Below are 13080 nucleotides of genomic sequence, written 5' to 3'. Positions count from 1 at the left end.
TTTCCATCGGCGACACCGCGCGCTTCTGCTCGCGTCGACGATGATCGCGCCGGCAATCCTTTTCTCCGCCGCGCGGGCGCAGCAGGCACCCGCTCCCGATCAGCTGCCGGCGATCGAAGTCACCAAGCCGCGCGACCAGAACGTCACGCGCGCCAGGCCGGCCGCTGACGAAGCGCCGGCGCCGCGACGCCCGGCGCCGGGCACCTCGCAAGGCAACGACACAGGCAGCGGATCGGGCACGACAGCGACCGGCGCGGCCACCGGAACGGATGGCACCGGCGGCGGCCGCCAGTTCGCCGGCATTGTCGGCTCCTCCTCGGCCGTGATCACCGCCGACGACATCGCCCATTCGCCGGTGCAGTCGTTGCCCGAGATCCTCGCGCAGGTGCCAGGCGTGCAGCTGCAAACGCCCTATGGCGGACCGAACGGCGCCAAGACCTCGGTCGACCTGCGCGGCTTCGGCGCCTTCGCGACCGACAACACGCTGTTCCTGCTCAACGGCCGCCGCCTCAACGACGTCGACAAGGCCGGCTTCGACCTCACCACGATCCCGCTCGATTCGATCGAGCGCATCGAGATCACGCGCGGCAACAGCGGCGCGGTGCTCTACGGCGACAACGCGGTGGGCGGCGTCGTCAACATCATTACCAAGACCGGCGTCGGCGGCCCGCCGACGACGATGCGCGCCGAGGCCGGATTTGGCTCGTTCAACACCCGCATGGCCGCGGTCTCCGCGGCGCTCAACTCCGGACCGTGGTCCACCTCGTTCTACGGCAACGGCATCAAGTCCGACGGCTACCGCGTCAACAATGCGCTCGACCAGCGCAACGCCGTCGGCAACATCAACTACACGACGCCTGATCTCACCGCCTTCCTGACCGTCACCGGCAGCGACCAGAAGCTCGGCCTGCCCGGCGGACGGCTGGTCGATCCGTCGATCGGCGTCAATGAGCTGCTCACCGACCGCCGCGGCGCCGCGACGCCCTTCGACTATGCCAACCAGCAGACCGCCAGCGTCACCGCCGGCTTCACCAGGTCGCTGATGAACGGCGTCGACCTCATCGTCGACGGCGGCTGGCGGCAGCGCGAGACGCAGAGCGGCTTCTTCGGCAGGGTGCCGACCATCAGCTTCGCCTCGACCTACAATGACGCCGCGCTGCAGACCTGGTCTCTGACACCGCGGCTCAGCGTCAAGAACGTGATGCTGGGGATGCCGTCGACGATCCTGACCGGCATCGACTATTACGATTCGACCTTCCGTGAGGCGCGCGGCGCCTATCAGGGCGTCGATCCCTTCCATATCTACAATATCGAGCAGCGGTCCGTGGCCGGCTACTGGCAACATGCGCTGGGCCTGTTGCCGACGACCGACTTCTCCTACGGCGCGCGGGTCCAGAACACCAGCATCTCGGCGCGCGATCGCTACGACCCGAATGCGCCGTTCGCGTTCGATGCGCAGGCAGCGCCGCTCGACAGCAACGAGACGCAATACGCGCTGCATGTCGGCGTCGAGCATCGCCTGACCGACACCTTCTCCGTGTTCGGCCGCGCGGCCCGCGCGTTCCGCACGCCTGATGTCGACGAGCGCGTTGCATCAGGGCCGTCATTCGACCCGCTGACCTTCGCCCCGATCCCGCAGACCTTCCAGCTCAAGACCCAGACCTCGCAGGACGTCGAGGGCGGCTTCCGCGTCAGGACCAATCGCTTCCAGGTCCAGACCAGCGTCTATCTGATGGATCTCGACAACGAGATCCATTTCAACCCGGTGCTGTTCTACAACACCAACCTCGACCCCACCCGCCGCTACGGCAGCGAGACCAGCGCCTCGCTGAGGGTCAGCGACAGCGTGACCCTGCGCGGCGGCATGGCGATCACCCGCGCCGTCTTCCGCGAAGGCGTGTGGGCCGGCAACGACGTACCGCTGGTGTCGCGCTACACCGGCAATCTCGGCGTCACCTGGAATATCTGGCAGAACTACCTGGTGTTCGACGCCACGGTGCGGGCCTGGAGTTCGCGCATCATGGACAACGATCAGGCCAACACCCAGAGCCGGATTCCCGGCAACGCCCCCGCCGATATCAAGCTGAGCGGACAAGTTGACCGCTTCTTCTGGTCGCTGAGCGTGAACAACCTGTTCAACGCGCTCTACTACGACTACGCCATCGCGAGCACGTTCACGGATGGCCGCTTCTCGGCCTATCCGCTGCCCGGCCGCACCTACATGGTCAAGGCCGGCGCGACGTTTTAGAGCGTGATCCGGTGGGGCGGGTGTGCCCTGCCGCACCGTCTCCCGAACATTACAAACGCACGGAAACTGGGGTAGAGTTCCGGCAGCTGATTTGACCCGCGCAGGGGAAACGCATGGCCAAGGCCGGGAAGCAGACCAAGGGCGGCACGAAGATCAAGGACAAGACCGACGACAAGGCGAAGAAGCCTCCGCCACCCGCAGCGCTACAGGACGATGACTATTACGAGGACGGCGACATCGCCACGCCGAAGCTCGACCGCTACGGCAATGATGACGAGCCGTTGTGAGGCGCGGCGAATATCGATCGACAGATCCTGCGCTCAGTCGCGCGCGGCGGCCTGGTAGCTTGCGAGCTACCGAGCCCGGCTCGTCGTCGCCAAGCAGACAATAGGTCGCAGCGGGGTCATGGGCTGGCCCCCCTTCCGGATTGGTTACCATGCTAGGCTCCGCATGGACGCTGGGTCCTTGCTGGGGGGCGGTGCCATGAGATTTGCGAAGGCGGTGCTCACGGTCTTCTGCATCATCGCGTCGATGTGCGACCCGTCCAATGCGCAACAGGCCCCCCGGAAAGTAGGAATCCTCATCAACGGCAGCCCGTCGCCGCTGTTCGACTCCATCAAGAAAAACCTACTGAGCGATTTCGCCGAACGGGGCTATCTCGAAGGACGCGACATCGTCATCGAACCGCGATTTGCCGAATCGAAGCTCGAGCGCCTTCCGGGCCTCGCCTCGGAGCTGGTCGGCGCGAATGTGGATGTCATCCTCGCACTCGGTGGCCCGGCGGCCGTAGCGTCGCAGAAGGCCACGTCGACGATCCCCGTGATCTTTGCGATCGTCACCGATCCGGTTGCATTGAAGCTTGTCGCCTCGATGGAAAAACCGGGAGGCAACGTCACGGGCCTCACGAATCTCGATCCGCAGCAGGCCAGCAACCAACTCAAAATTCTGAAGGAGGCACTCCCCGGGATCAAGCGCGTTGCGATTCTCAGTGATCAAACGATCCCCGGCGCTGATGAACGCGGGCTTGCTCCGATTGACCGCGCCAACGAGGCCGCAGCCAAGGCGTTGGGGCTGGAGCCGCAAATCGTGAAGGTCAAGAGTGCGGACGATCTGGAAACCGCGATCGCCGGGATGGCAAAGGAAGGCGCGGAGGCGCTGCTGGTCCTGGAAGTGCCGGTGCCCTGGAGCAATCGAAAACGAGTCGGTGAACTGGCCATGAAGAACCGCTTGCCGGCAATGTTTCCCGGCGGCCAGGCGGACGCGGGCGGGGTGATTACCTATGGCGCCAACGTCGCCGATACATGGCGCGAGTTTGCGACGTTTGCCGACAAGATCTTCAAGGGAGCAAAGCCGGGCGACCTGCCGGTCGGCGTCGTCACCAGGCGAGAGCTGATTTTCAATCTCCAGGCAGCCCGGGCGGTGGGCGTCGAGATTCCATCGGAGCTATTGAAGCGCGCGGACAAGATCGTGCAGTGAATTTGCGCTGAAGGATACTAGCGGAAATCGCCGTTTTCGATCGCCTTGATGCTGCCGCGATCGAGCAGATGCGCGCCAAAGCCGCCGCGCGCCAGCGATGAGGCGATCTGCGGCGATGCCAGCAGCAGCACTGTCGTCATCGCCAGCGGCACGGCACTGAGCCAGTCGAGCCGCACCGGCGTCAGCTCTTCGCTGCTTCCCCGATAGTGTCCTTCGCCAGTGGCGATGCGGCCGCATTCCCGGATCAGGTCACGCCGCGTGCCATCGCGCGACGCACTGCCGAGCAGCGCCTGCATCGCCAGATGCGTCCGCACCCCGGCGCGCCCCTCGGCCAGCGGTGCCGGCATCTCGCCGCGCGAGACGCGCAGCAGCAGATCGACCAGATCGACGCCCGACTGAAAGGCGTTCATCGGCTCGACCAGCCGCGGGTTGCAGTCGATCAACAGCGGCGTCGCGCTGTCGAGCGGCATGATGACGTCGACCGAGAGCGCACCGTGCCAACCAAGATGCGCGCCGATGGTCTCGAGGCCGGCGCGGATCGCCGGCCGGCTCACGCTCTCCTTGATCGCCTCGCCGCCGCCGACACCGGCCGCAATCTGGCGGTAGGCATGGAAGCCGACAAGCGTACCATGGCAGAACACCGACTGCGCCTTCTCGACCGTGCCGGTGACCAAATCCTGCGCCAGCACCTCGCCGGCAAAATCGCCTGAGGACTCGAGGTCGTAGAGCGCGCGATTGAGATCGCTTGCGTCGCGCACGAACCAGACACCGCGGCTGGCGGTGCCGACCGACGTCTTCACCACGGATGGAAACCGCACCGCCTCGCGCAGCTCCTCGGCCGAGGTCACGATCCGGGTCGGCGGCTGCGGCAGACCGAGCCGATCGAGCAGGCGGCTGAAGCCGGCCTTGCTGTGCACGGCGCGATAGCTGGCGAAATCCGGCAGCGCGAGGCCGGTACGTGATGCCAGCCCCGCCGCGGCGCGGGCGAACAGAAATCCCTGTTCATGGGTCGGCAGCAGCACATCGAAATGCCGCGACGCCAACAGGCGCTCGACGAAGCGCAGGAAGCCGGCCGGATCCGACCGCAGCGGCGGACAATGGTGGTATTTGCGGACGAAGCGGGAGTAGCGCGCCAGGCACCAGCGCGAGGGGTCACAAACCTCGACGTGATGGCCGGCCAGGCCCAGGATCGTGATCGCCTCGCGGCCGGAGGTGCTGGAGCCCTCCGACACCAGCACGCGGAGCTGCTTTTTGGCGTCGATCATGGCCGATCATCGCCGTGCCGCCGTGCTTTGTCGCCGCATTTAATGCCGCATGTGTCGATCCGGCACGCCCACGCCGGGGGCAGCCATGCGCCTGCGTTCATGGACAATTAGCGGCCAATCTCTATTTTCGGCGGGCTTTCCGGAATTAGGGTTTTCAGACACATGGTCGACGTTCTGGCCGCACCGCAGCAAGCGAAAGCCGACAGTGCGCTGCGCACGCTGACGGGGATCTCGGTCGCCCATTGGGTTAGCCATTTTCATATCTTCGTGCTGCCGATGTTGTTCCCGTTCCTGAAGCAGCAGCTCGGCGTCGGCTATGTCGAGCTCGGCCTGGCGCTGACGGTGTTCGCGGTGGTCTCCGGGCTGACCCAGGCGCCGATCGGCTACCTCGCCGATCATATCGGCGCGCGCAAGATCCTCCTCATCGGGCTGACGGTCGGCGGTTGCGCGCTGATCGGGCTCGGCCTGCATCTCAGCTATACGTCGCTGATCGTCTGCGCGGTGCTGCTTGGCCTCGCCAACAGCGTCTATCATCCGGCCGACTATGCAATCCTCTCGGCTCATATGGACGAGGCGCGGATGGGCCGCGCCTTTTCGATCCATACCTTCGCCGGCTTCCTCGGCGGCGCGGTGGCGCCCGCGATCATGGCGGCACTCGTCGCCTCGATCGGCGGCCTCGGCGCGCTGATCGTCGCCGGCGCGGTCGGTCCGCTGGTGGCGCTGTTCCTGATCGTGCTCGGCATTCCCGATGCCGGCGCCAACAAGAACAAGGCAAAGGACGACGCCGCGCCGAAGGCGAGCGTGATCACGCCGGCGCTGATGGTGCTGACGGCCTTCTTCACGCTGCTCAGCCTGTCGACCTCGGGCATCAACAATTTCGGCGTGGTCGCACTGATGGGCGGCTACGGCGCGTCGTTCTCGACGGCCAATATCGCGCTGACCGCATTCCTCGGCGCCAGCGCGGCCGGCGTGCTTGCCGGCGGCTATCTCGCCGACTGGACCCACCGCCACAGCCAGGTCGCCGCGGGCTGCTTCGCCGTCAATGCCGCCCTCGTGCTGCTGATTGCGCTGCTCGACCTGCCGCCGGTGGCGCTCACGCTGGCGATGGGGCTCGCCGGATTCCTCGGCGGCGTGATCGCGCCGTCCCGCGACATGATGGTGCGCAACGCGGCGTCCCCCGCCGCCGCCGGCCGCGCCTTCGGCATCGTCTCCACCGGCTTCAACTTCGGCGGCATCGTGAGCCCGCTGCTGTTCGGCTGGATCATGGACCAGCACATGCCGCACTGGGTGTTCGGCGCCTCGGTGGTGTTCATGGTGCTGACCGTGCTGCTTGCCCTCGTCACCGAGCGCAAGCCGCAGGCTTCGGGATATCAGGCCGAGACCGCCAGCCCGCGCGGCTGAAGCGCAAAACGTTGTGCACGCGGCGCGCTCATTCCGACCGTCGCGACAGCACCTGCTTGAGGAGCGGCTCGATCCGCGACAGCTCATCGAGATGGACCGCCGACAATTCGGCGAGATGATCGGCCGCAAGGCCGGTTAATTTCAGCAGCACCCGCCGCTGGTCGGCGGGATCCAGCACGCGCTCGACCAGCCCGGCCTCGGACAGCCGGTCGACCAGTTCGACCGTGGTGTGGTGACGAAGCCGCAGCCGCTCGGCCAGATCGCCGACCGCAACCGGCCCGCCGCCCGGATACCCCCGGATCGCCAGCAAGGCCTGATGCTGCCGCGGCGTCAGGCCCGCGGCCTTCGCGGCATCCTGGCTGAACTCCAGAAACCGGCGGATCAGATAGCGAAATTGCGACAGCGCCTCGTAATCGGCCTGGCTGGGAACCCGCTTCTGGTCCTGCCTCGGCGATTTCGACGGTCCTTTCAACGCTGCCATTCGATGTCTCCCGCTTGTAATTATATCGCAATGCGATATGACGCCCCCGCGTCCACTTCACTCGAGCCTTACGCCACCAATGAGCGTCATTTCCACCAAATCGAGCGCCTCCGCCACGAACACCGCCCCAAACACCGCCAAAATCGGCGAGAAGGCCAGCCACCTCCTGAGCGACTTCACGACCGATCCGCGCGTCGTGGTGATCTCGGCGATCGCCGTGTTTGTCTCCGCCGCGGGCGTGCTGGCCGGGGCGGGACTGCTGCAACTGATCAAGCTCGCCACCAACATCGCCTATTTCGGCCAATTCAGCTTCGCCGACCTGAAATTGCAGGATTCGCCGCTCGGCCTCTGGACCGTGCTGGTGCCGGTCGCGGGCTCGCTAATCATCGGGCTGATGGCGCGTTTCGGCAGCGAGAAGATCCGCGGGCACGGCATTCCGGAAGCGATCGAAGCGATCTTGCTCGGCCGTTCCCGGCTCGACCCCAAGGTGGCGATCCTGAAGCCGTTGTCGTCGGCGGTGTCGATCGGCACCGGCGGCCCGTTCGGCGCCGAAGGTCCGATCATCATGACCGGCGGCGCGATCGGCTCGCTGATCGCGCAGATGCTCCCGGTCAGCGACAACGAGCGCAAGACCCTGCTGGTGGCGGGCGCCGCAGCCGGCATGACCACCGTGTTCGGAACGCCGATCGCCGCGATCATGCTCGCGGTCGAACTGTTGCTGTTCGAATGGACGCCGCGCAGCTTCATTCCCGTCACCGTTGCCGCGGTGGTGGCGGCGGTCGGACGCACCTTCCTGCACATGCCCGCACCGCTGTTTCCGTTCACCGGCGGCGTCGACATCTCCGTGCTGCAGCTCGGCGCCTGGATGCTGATCGGAATTCTCTCCGGCCTGCTGTCGGGCGTGCTCACCCAGCTGGTCTATGGCTGCGAGGACATCTTCCTCAAGCTGCCGATCCACTGGATGTGGTGGCCGCTGATCGGCGGCCTGGTCGTCGGTCTCGGCGGCTTGATCGAGCCGCAGGCGCTCGGCGTCGGCTACGACAACCTCGCGTCGATGCTGAGCGGCGACGTGGTGCTGAAGGCGGCGCTGCTGCTGCTGGTGGTAAAGGCTGTGATCTGGTCGGTCGCGCTCGGCTCGGGCACGTCGGGCGGCGTGCTGGCGCCGCTGCTCATCATGGGCGGCGCGATGGGAACGGCGCTGAGCGGCTATCTGCCGCCGGCAAGCCCCGGCTTCTGGGCATTGCTGGCGATGGCGGCGACGATGGGCGGCACGATGCGCTCGCCGCTGACCGCGACCTTCTTCGCCGTCGAGCTGACCGGCAACACCCACGTGCTGCTGCCGCTGATCGCAGCCTGCTGCAGCGCGCACGGCGTCACCGTGCTGCTGATGCGGCGCTCGATCCTGACCGAGAAGGTGGCGCGGCGCGGCCATCATCTGGTGCGCGAGTACCGGGTCGATCCGTTCGCGCTGACGCGCGTGCGCGACGTCATGACCAAGGCGGTCGAAACCGTCTCCGACACCATGACGCTGCACGGCGCGGCCGCCTTCCTGACCAACCCGAAGACAGCTCACCCGAGCTTTCCCGTCGTCGACGCCAACCATCACGTGCTCGGCGTGATCGACCCGCCCTCCGTGCTGCGCTGGCGCCGCGCCGGCAAGCATCGCACTGCGACGCTCAAGCAGCTGCTGGCCGGCGGCAAGATCACCGTCGCCTATCCCGACGAATATCTCGACCGGCTCGCCGACCGCCTGATGCAGGTCAACGTCTCGCATCTGCCGGTGATCTCGCGCGAGGATCAGCGCCTGGTCGGCTATATCGGCTGGAAGGACCTGATGCGGGTGCGCGCGAGGCTGCAGGCCGAGGAGACCCAGAAGACGGCGTTCTTCGGCGCGCGATAAGTTCGCGGCGGGTTGCCCGGCGGAACAAATTTCCGCCGGGCGGCAACGCTCGATCCCAGCTGGCAAATCGCCGCCGGCGCATCCCAGAGCTTCATCGGCGCTGGTTGACAGCATCAGGGGCTGACCCATGATGCCGTCAACCAAAATCAGACTCGGGATGAAATGCCATGACCTCGACCCCAGACCTCGTGATCCGCGGCGGCACCATCGCTGACGGCAAGGGCGGCGACCTCTATGAAGCCGATGTCGCGATCACAGGCGGCAAGATCACCGAAGTCGGCAAGGTCTCGGCGAAGGGCAAGGAAGAGATCGACGCACGCGGCAAGCTCGTGGCGCCGGGCTTCGTCGACGTCCACACCCATTACGACGGCCAGGTGACCTGGAGCCATGACATCACGCCGTCGTCGCAGAACGGCGTCACCACGGCGATCATGGGCAATTGCGGCGTCGGCTTCGCGCCGTGCCGGCCGAGCGACCACACCAGGCTGATCCAGCTGATGGAAGGCGTCGAGGACATTCCGGAGCCGGTGCTCTCGGCCGGCATTCCCTGGGCGTGGGAGAGCTTCCCCGACTACATGGAGTGGCTGTCGAAGCGCAGCTTCGATATGGACATCGGCGCACAGCTGCCGCATGCGGCGCTGCGGGTCTATGTGATGGGCGAGCGCGGCGCGCGCCGCGATCCCGCAACGGCCGAGGACAACAAGGCGATGGCAGCACTCGCCGGCGATGCGGTGCGTGCGGGCGCGCTGGGTTTCTCGACCTCGCGCACGCTCAATCACCGCACCTCGACCGGCGACTACACGCCGACGCTGAAAGCCGGCGAGGATGAACTGACCGCGATCGCCGGCGCGATGCACGGCGTCGGCCGCAGCGTGCTGCAATTCGTGCTCGACCAGAGCACCGTGCACGAAGACCTGCCGATGATGCTGCGGGTCGCCGAGAACACAAGGTGCCCGATCTCGTTCTCCGTCGCCCAGGCCGACAAGGCGCCGCGGCGCTGGCGGCAGACCATGGACACCATCAACGAAGCCGCCGCCCGTGGCCTGTCGATCACGACCCAGATCGCGGCACGGCCGGTCGGGCTGCTGCTCGGGCTCGAATTGTCGCGCAACCCGTTCCAGACCCATCCGAGCTATCGCGAGATCGCCAGGCTGCCGCTGGCCGAGCGGCTCGCGCAGCTGCGCCGGCCCGAGGTGCGCGCGGCGATCCTGAGCGAGAGCGCGACGGCGACCGACGATCCGCTGTTCTTCCGCCCGAACTACGACAAGATGTACCTCCTGGGTAATCCGCCGGACTATGAGCAGCCGCCGGAAAACGCGCTCGGGCCGCAGGCGCGGCGCCAGGGCCGGCAGCCGGAAGAGCTCGCCTATGACGCGATGCTGACCGACGAGGGCCGCGGCATGCTCTATGTGCCGTTCCTGAATTACGCCGACGGCAATCTCGACGCCGTGCATGAGATGCTGCGCGAACCGAGCGCCGTGCCCGGCCTCTCCGACGGCGGCGCACATTGCGGCATCATCTGCGATGCCAGCTTCCCGACCTATCTCTTGACGCACTGGACGCGCGACCGCAGCCGCGGCGAGAAGCTCTCGATCCCGTTCGTGGTCGCGGCGCAGTCGCGCAAGACCGCGCTGTCGGTCGGCCTGCATGATCGCGGCGTGATCGCTCCTGGCTTCAAGGCCGACGTCAACGTGATCGATTACGACCGGCTGCACCTGCATCCGCCGAAGGTGCATTACGACCTGCCGGTCGGCGGCCGCCGCCTGCTCCAGCAGGTCGACGGCTACGACGCCACCATCGTGTCGGGCATCGTGACCCAGCGCGAGGCCAAGCCCACCGGCGCGCGCCCGGGCAGACTGGTGCGCGGCGCGCAGGGAATGAATTAGGGTAAGACCGTCACGGCAAACTCCCGCCTCTCCCCTTGCGGGAGAGGCAAGGTAGAGCAAGTCTGCGCGCCCCCTTACGTCGGCGACATCGCGCCCTTGATCGTGCCTGCCGGCTGCGACGTGCCGGTCAGGCGCGCCCGCTCGGTGTTCGGCCACAGCAGCAGCAATCCGAGCAGGCCGGAGCCGGCCATGATCGCCGCGTTGATGGTGAAGCCGGACATGTAGCCGGCCATCGGCGTTGCCGCGTGCTGGATCACATTGCCCATCACCATCGGCGCCAGGATACCCGAGATCGTGTAGAGCGCGCCGTAGATCGCGATGATCGCGCCGCGCTGCGACACCGGCGTGAACTCGCCGAGCATCGGCGGGCATACCACATAGATCGAGCCGCACAGGCCGGAGCCGATCACCAGCAGCGCGATCATGATCCCGCCGGGCGGCGCATAGGGCAGCATCGCAAGGATGGCGCCGCCGACGATCAGCGGCACCGAGCCGAGCACGCCGCGCGCGCCGCGGGTGGTGAAGCCGCGCGTCAGCATCAGCTGCGAGATCCAGCCGGTCAGCAGCACGATCGTCGCGCCGAAGATCCAGGGCAGGATCGAGACAAAGCCGGCCTGGTGCTGCGAGAAGCCGAGCCCCTCGATGATGAAGGACGTGAACCAGGTGAGCCCAAGCGACAGCGCCCAATAGGCGCCAAAGGTTGCCACCACGCAGCCGATGAAGGTGCGCGAGGTCAAAAGCTTCCTATACGGAATCCGCGGCTCGTCTGCCGTCACTGCAGACGTCGACACCAGCGGCCCTTCCTTGCCGAGCGCGAACCAGGCGACGGCCCAGATCAGGCCGACGATGCCGAGCGCGCCGAAGGCGTGATGCCAGCTGTGATTGACGATGATCCAGTTCAGCGCGGGCACCGCGAGGATCACGCCGAACGCGGAGCCCTGCGACAGGATCGCGGTCGGCAGCGTGCGCTTCTCGTCCGGAAACCATTTGTAGATCGCGTGCGCGGCGACCGAGAACGCAGGCCCCTCGCCGGCGCCGAGGATGATGCGGCAGATCACCAGCGTCGTGAAGCTGACGGTGCCGACCATCGGAAATTGCGCCAGCGACCAGATCACCGCCAGGATCAGCAGCACCCAGCGGGTGGCGACGCGGTTGACGATGAAGCCGACCACGATCGCCGAGATCGAGAACAAGAGGAAGAATGACGAGCCGAGATCGCCGAACTGCTCCTGGGTGAGGCCCATTTCCTTCTTGATCGGCACGCCGGCGAGCCCGACCACGATCTTGTCGGCAAAGTTCACCACCATGAACAGGAATAGAAGGAAGGTGGTTTGCCAGGCGCCCTTCGGCGTCCCCTTTGACAGCCCCTCTGACGTCCTCTTGGACGTCGCTTGCGTCGTCATGTCCGGCTCCCCGTCGTTTCGTTCTTGGCTTCGTAAATCGGCCCCGTCCGGCGATGCTAGCCACGCCTCGCCGTGCAACGCAACACCGCATTTCCTCGGGGTTGTGCGCCCCGGAGCGCTTCTAACGTCCCGATCACGATCGCGTCGGTCGCGCCAGTGGAGCGGTGAACTGTCATGTCCCGACTGCTATGTTCAGGGCCAACGAAAAGCCCGGGGTTATTTCATGAACAGATTGATCCTACGTGCCACCGCCTGCGCTGCACTTGTATTTGCCGCGCTGCTTGCCGCGCCTCAAGTTCGCGCGGAAGACGCCCCCAATCCCGACTACGCCGCGATCGTCGCCGCACCCGATCGCAGCGATGCGGATCGTCAGGTCGACCAGCGCCGGCAGCCGGCCAAGATGCTCGCCTTTGCCGGCGTCAAGCCGGGTATGACGATCCTCGACATGGCGGCGAGCGCCGGCTACAGCACCGAACTATTGGCGCGCACCGTAGCTCCGTCGGGCAAGGTCTACGCACAGGATTCCGCGACCGTGCTCGAGCGCTTCGTCAAGGACAAGTTCGACAACCGCGCCAAGGCGCCGGCGATGAAGAACGTCGTCCATGTGGTGCGGGACTATGACGATCCGATCCCGCCCGAGGTCAAGAACCTCGACATGATCACCTTCTTCTTTTTCTATCACGACATCACCTATTTGCCGGTCGACCGCGCCGCGATGAACAAGAAGATGTTCGCCGCGCTCAAGCCGGGCGGCTTCCTCGTGATCGCGGATCACTCGGCCAAGACGGGCGAAGGCACCAGCGTCGCCAAGACGCTGCACCGGATCGAGGAGAGCACCTTGAAGCAGGAGATCGAGGCGGCCGGCTTCAAGCTGGTGGCCGAGGGCGATTTCCTGCATCATGCGGAGGACCCCAAGGACATTCCCGTCTTCAAGGCACCGGTGCCGATCGACGAGTTCGTCCTGAAATACCAGAAGCCGCAATGAGGCACGGCCATCGCTTCATCTGACCAGACCGCCGC

The 13080-nt window shown here is 66.2% G+C and carries 10 protein-coding genes; 7 read left to right on the top strand and 3 right to left on the bottom strand.

The window, feature by feature from the left end; translation table 11 throughout:
• Nucleotides 1-40 precede the first annotated feature (40 nt).
• From QA639_RS03285 to QA639_RS03275, 3 genes are all read left to right on the top strand, one after another.
• On the top strand, nucleotides 41-2248 hold the full coding sequence (locus tag QA639_RS03285) for a TonB-dependent receptor (protein WP_283089158.1): 2208 nt from the start codon (nucleotides 41-43) through the stop codon (nucleotides 2246-2248).
• 113 nt (nucleotides 2249-2361) lie between these two features.
• Nucleotides 2362-2535 (top strand): hypothetical protein, encoded by a 174-nt coding sequence (locus QA639_RS03280; protein WP_167350403.1) that lies wholly within the window; start codon nucleotides 2362-2364, stop codon nucleotides 2533-2535.
• Nucleotides 2536-2731: 196 nt separating this feature from the next.
• Nucleotides 2732-3724 (top strand): ABC transporter substrate-binding protein, encoded by a 993-nt coding sequence (locus tag QA639_RS03275; protein ID WP_157343409.1) that lies wholly within the window; start codon nucleotides 2732-2734, stop codon nucleotides 3722-3724.
• 17 nt (nucleotides 3725-3741) lie between these two features.
• Here QA639_RS03275 and QA639_RS03270 read toward each other — a convergent pair whose 3' ends face one another.
• Nucleotides 3742-4989 carry an ATP-grasp domain-containing protein gene (locus QA639_RS03270; RefSeq protein ID WP_283089157.1) on the bottom strand — a complete coding sequence of 416 codons (1248 nt, stop codon included), beginning with the start codon at nucleotides 4987-4989 and terminating at the stop codon, nucleotides 3742-3744.
• A 162-nt stretch (nucleotides 4990-5151) separates the two neighbouring features.
• Here QA639_RS03270 and QA639_RS03265 point away from each other — a divergent pair, with 162 nt between their 5' ends.
• On the top strand, nucleotides 5152-6390 hold the full coding sequence (locus tag QA639_RS03265) for an MFS transporter (RefSeq protein ID WP_283089156.1): 1239 nt from the start codon (nucleotides 5152-5154) through the stop codon (nucleotides 6388-6390).
• Between the two features lie 28 nt (nucleotides 6391-6418).
• Here the strand turns inward: QA639_RS03265 and QA639_RS03260 are convergent, their stop codons facing one another.
• Nucleotides 6419-6871 (bottom strand): MarR family winged helix-turn-helix transcriptional regulator, encoded by a 453-nt coding sequence (locus QA639_RS03260; protein ID WP_283089155.1) that lies wholly within the window; start codon nucleotides 6869-6871, stop codon nucleotides 6419-6421.
• A 79-nt stretch (nucleotides 6872-6950) separates the two neighbouring features.
• Between QA639_RS03260 and QA639_RS03255 the strand changes: the two genes are divergently transcribed.
• Together QA639_RS03255 and QA639_RS03250 are read left to right on the top strand one after the other, a co-directional pair.
• Nucleotides 6951-8771 (top strand): chloride channel protein, encoded by a 1821-nt coding sequence (locus QA639_RS03255; RefSeq protein ID WP_283089154.1) that lies wholly within the window; start codon nucleotides 6951-6953, stop codon nucleotides 8769-8771.
• A gap of 167 nt (nucleotides 8772-8938) precedes the next feature.
• A complete protein-coding gene (locus tag QA639_RS03250) occupies nucleotides 8939-10657 on the top strand; it encodes an N-acyl-D-amino-acid deacylase family protein (RefSeq protein WP_028335313.1) in 1719 nt (572 codons plus the stop codon).
• Between the two features lie 74 nt (nucleotides 10658-10731).
• Here QA639_RS03250 and QA639_RS03245 read toward each other — a convergent pair whose 3' ends face one another.
• The gene (locus QA639_RS03245) at nucleotides 10732-12060 is read right to left on the bottom strand and encodes an MFS transporter (RefSeq protein ID WP_283089153.1); all 1329 of its coding nucleotides are present in this window, start codon (nucleotides 12058-12060) and stop codon (nucleotides 10732-10734) included.
• A gap of 223 nt (nucleotides 12061-12283) precedes the next feature.
• Between QA639_RS03245 and QA639_RS03240 the strand changes: the two genes are divergently transcribed.
• Nucleotides 12284-13045: a class I SAM-dependent methyltransferase gene (locus tag QA639_RS03240; RefSeq protein ID WP_050385073.1), complete on the top strand. Its 762-nt coding sequence runs from the start codon at nucleotides 12284-12286 to the stop codon at nucleotides 13043-13045.
• Nucleotides 13046-13080 lie beyond the last annotated feature (35 nt).

This window comes from Bradyrhizobium pachyrhizi (assembly GCF_029714545.1).
GTDB lineage: Bacteria > Pseudomonadota > Alphaproteobacteria > Rhizobiales > Xanthobacteraceae > Bradyrhizobium > Bradyrhizobium pachyrhizi.
Note: the sequence above shows the minus strand (reverse complement) of the source record. Positions and strands in the feature narration are given on the sequence as shown.

Excerpts from the sequence above, each read along its gene's own strand:
- QA639_RS03285 (WP_283089158.1), top strand. The coding sequence starts at position 41 with ATGATCGCGCCGGCAATCCTTTTCTCCGCCGCGCGGGCGCAGCAGGCA.
- QA639_RS03280 (WP_167350403.1), top strand. The coding sequence starts at position 2,362 with ATGGCCAAGGCCGGGAAGCAGACCAAGGGCGGCACGAAGATCAAGGAC.
- QA639_RS03275 (WP_157343409.1), top strand. The coding sequence starts at position 2,732 with ATGAGATTTGCGAAGGCGGTGCTCACGGTCTTCTGCATCATCGCGTCG.
- QA639_RS03270 (WP_283089157.1), bottom strand. The coding sequence starts at position 4,989 with ATGATCGACGCCAAAAAGCAGCTCCGCGTGCTGGTGTCGGAGGGCTCC.
- QA639_RS03265 (WP_283089156.1), top strand. The coding sequence starts at position 5,152 with ATGGTCGACGTTCTGGCCGCACCGCAGCAAGCGAAAGCCGACAGTGCG.
- QA639_RS03260 (WP_283089155.1), bottom strand. The coding sequence starts at position 6,871 with ATGGCAGCGTTGAAAGGACCGTCGAAATCGCCGAGGCAGGACCAGAAG.
- QA639_RS03255 (WP_283089154.1), top strand. The coding sequence starts at position 6,951 with ATGAGCGTCATTTCCACCAAATCGAGCGCCTCCGCCACGAACACCGCC.
- QA639_RS03250 (WP_028335313.1), top strand. The coding sequence starts at position 8,939 with ATGACCTCGACCCCAGACCTCGTGATCCGCGGCGGCACCATCGCTGAC.
- QA639_RS03245 (WP_283089153.1), bottom strand. The coding sequence starts at position 12,060 with ATGACGACGCAAGCGACGTCCAAGAGGACGTCAGAGGGGCTGTCAAAG.
- QA639_RS03240 (WP_050385073.1), top strand. The coding sequence starts at position 12,284 with ATGAACAGATTGATCCTACGTGCCACCGCCTGCGCTGCACTTGTATTT.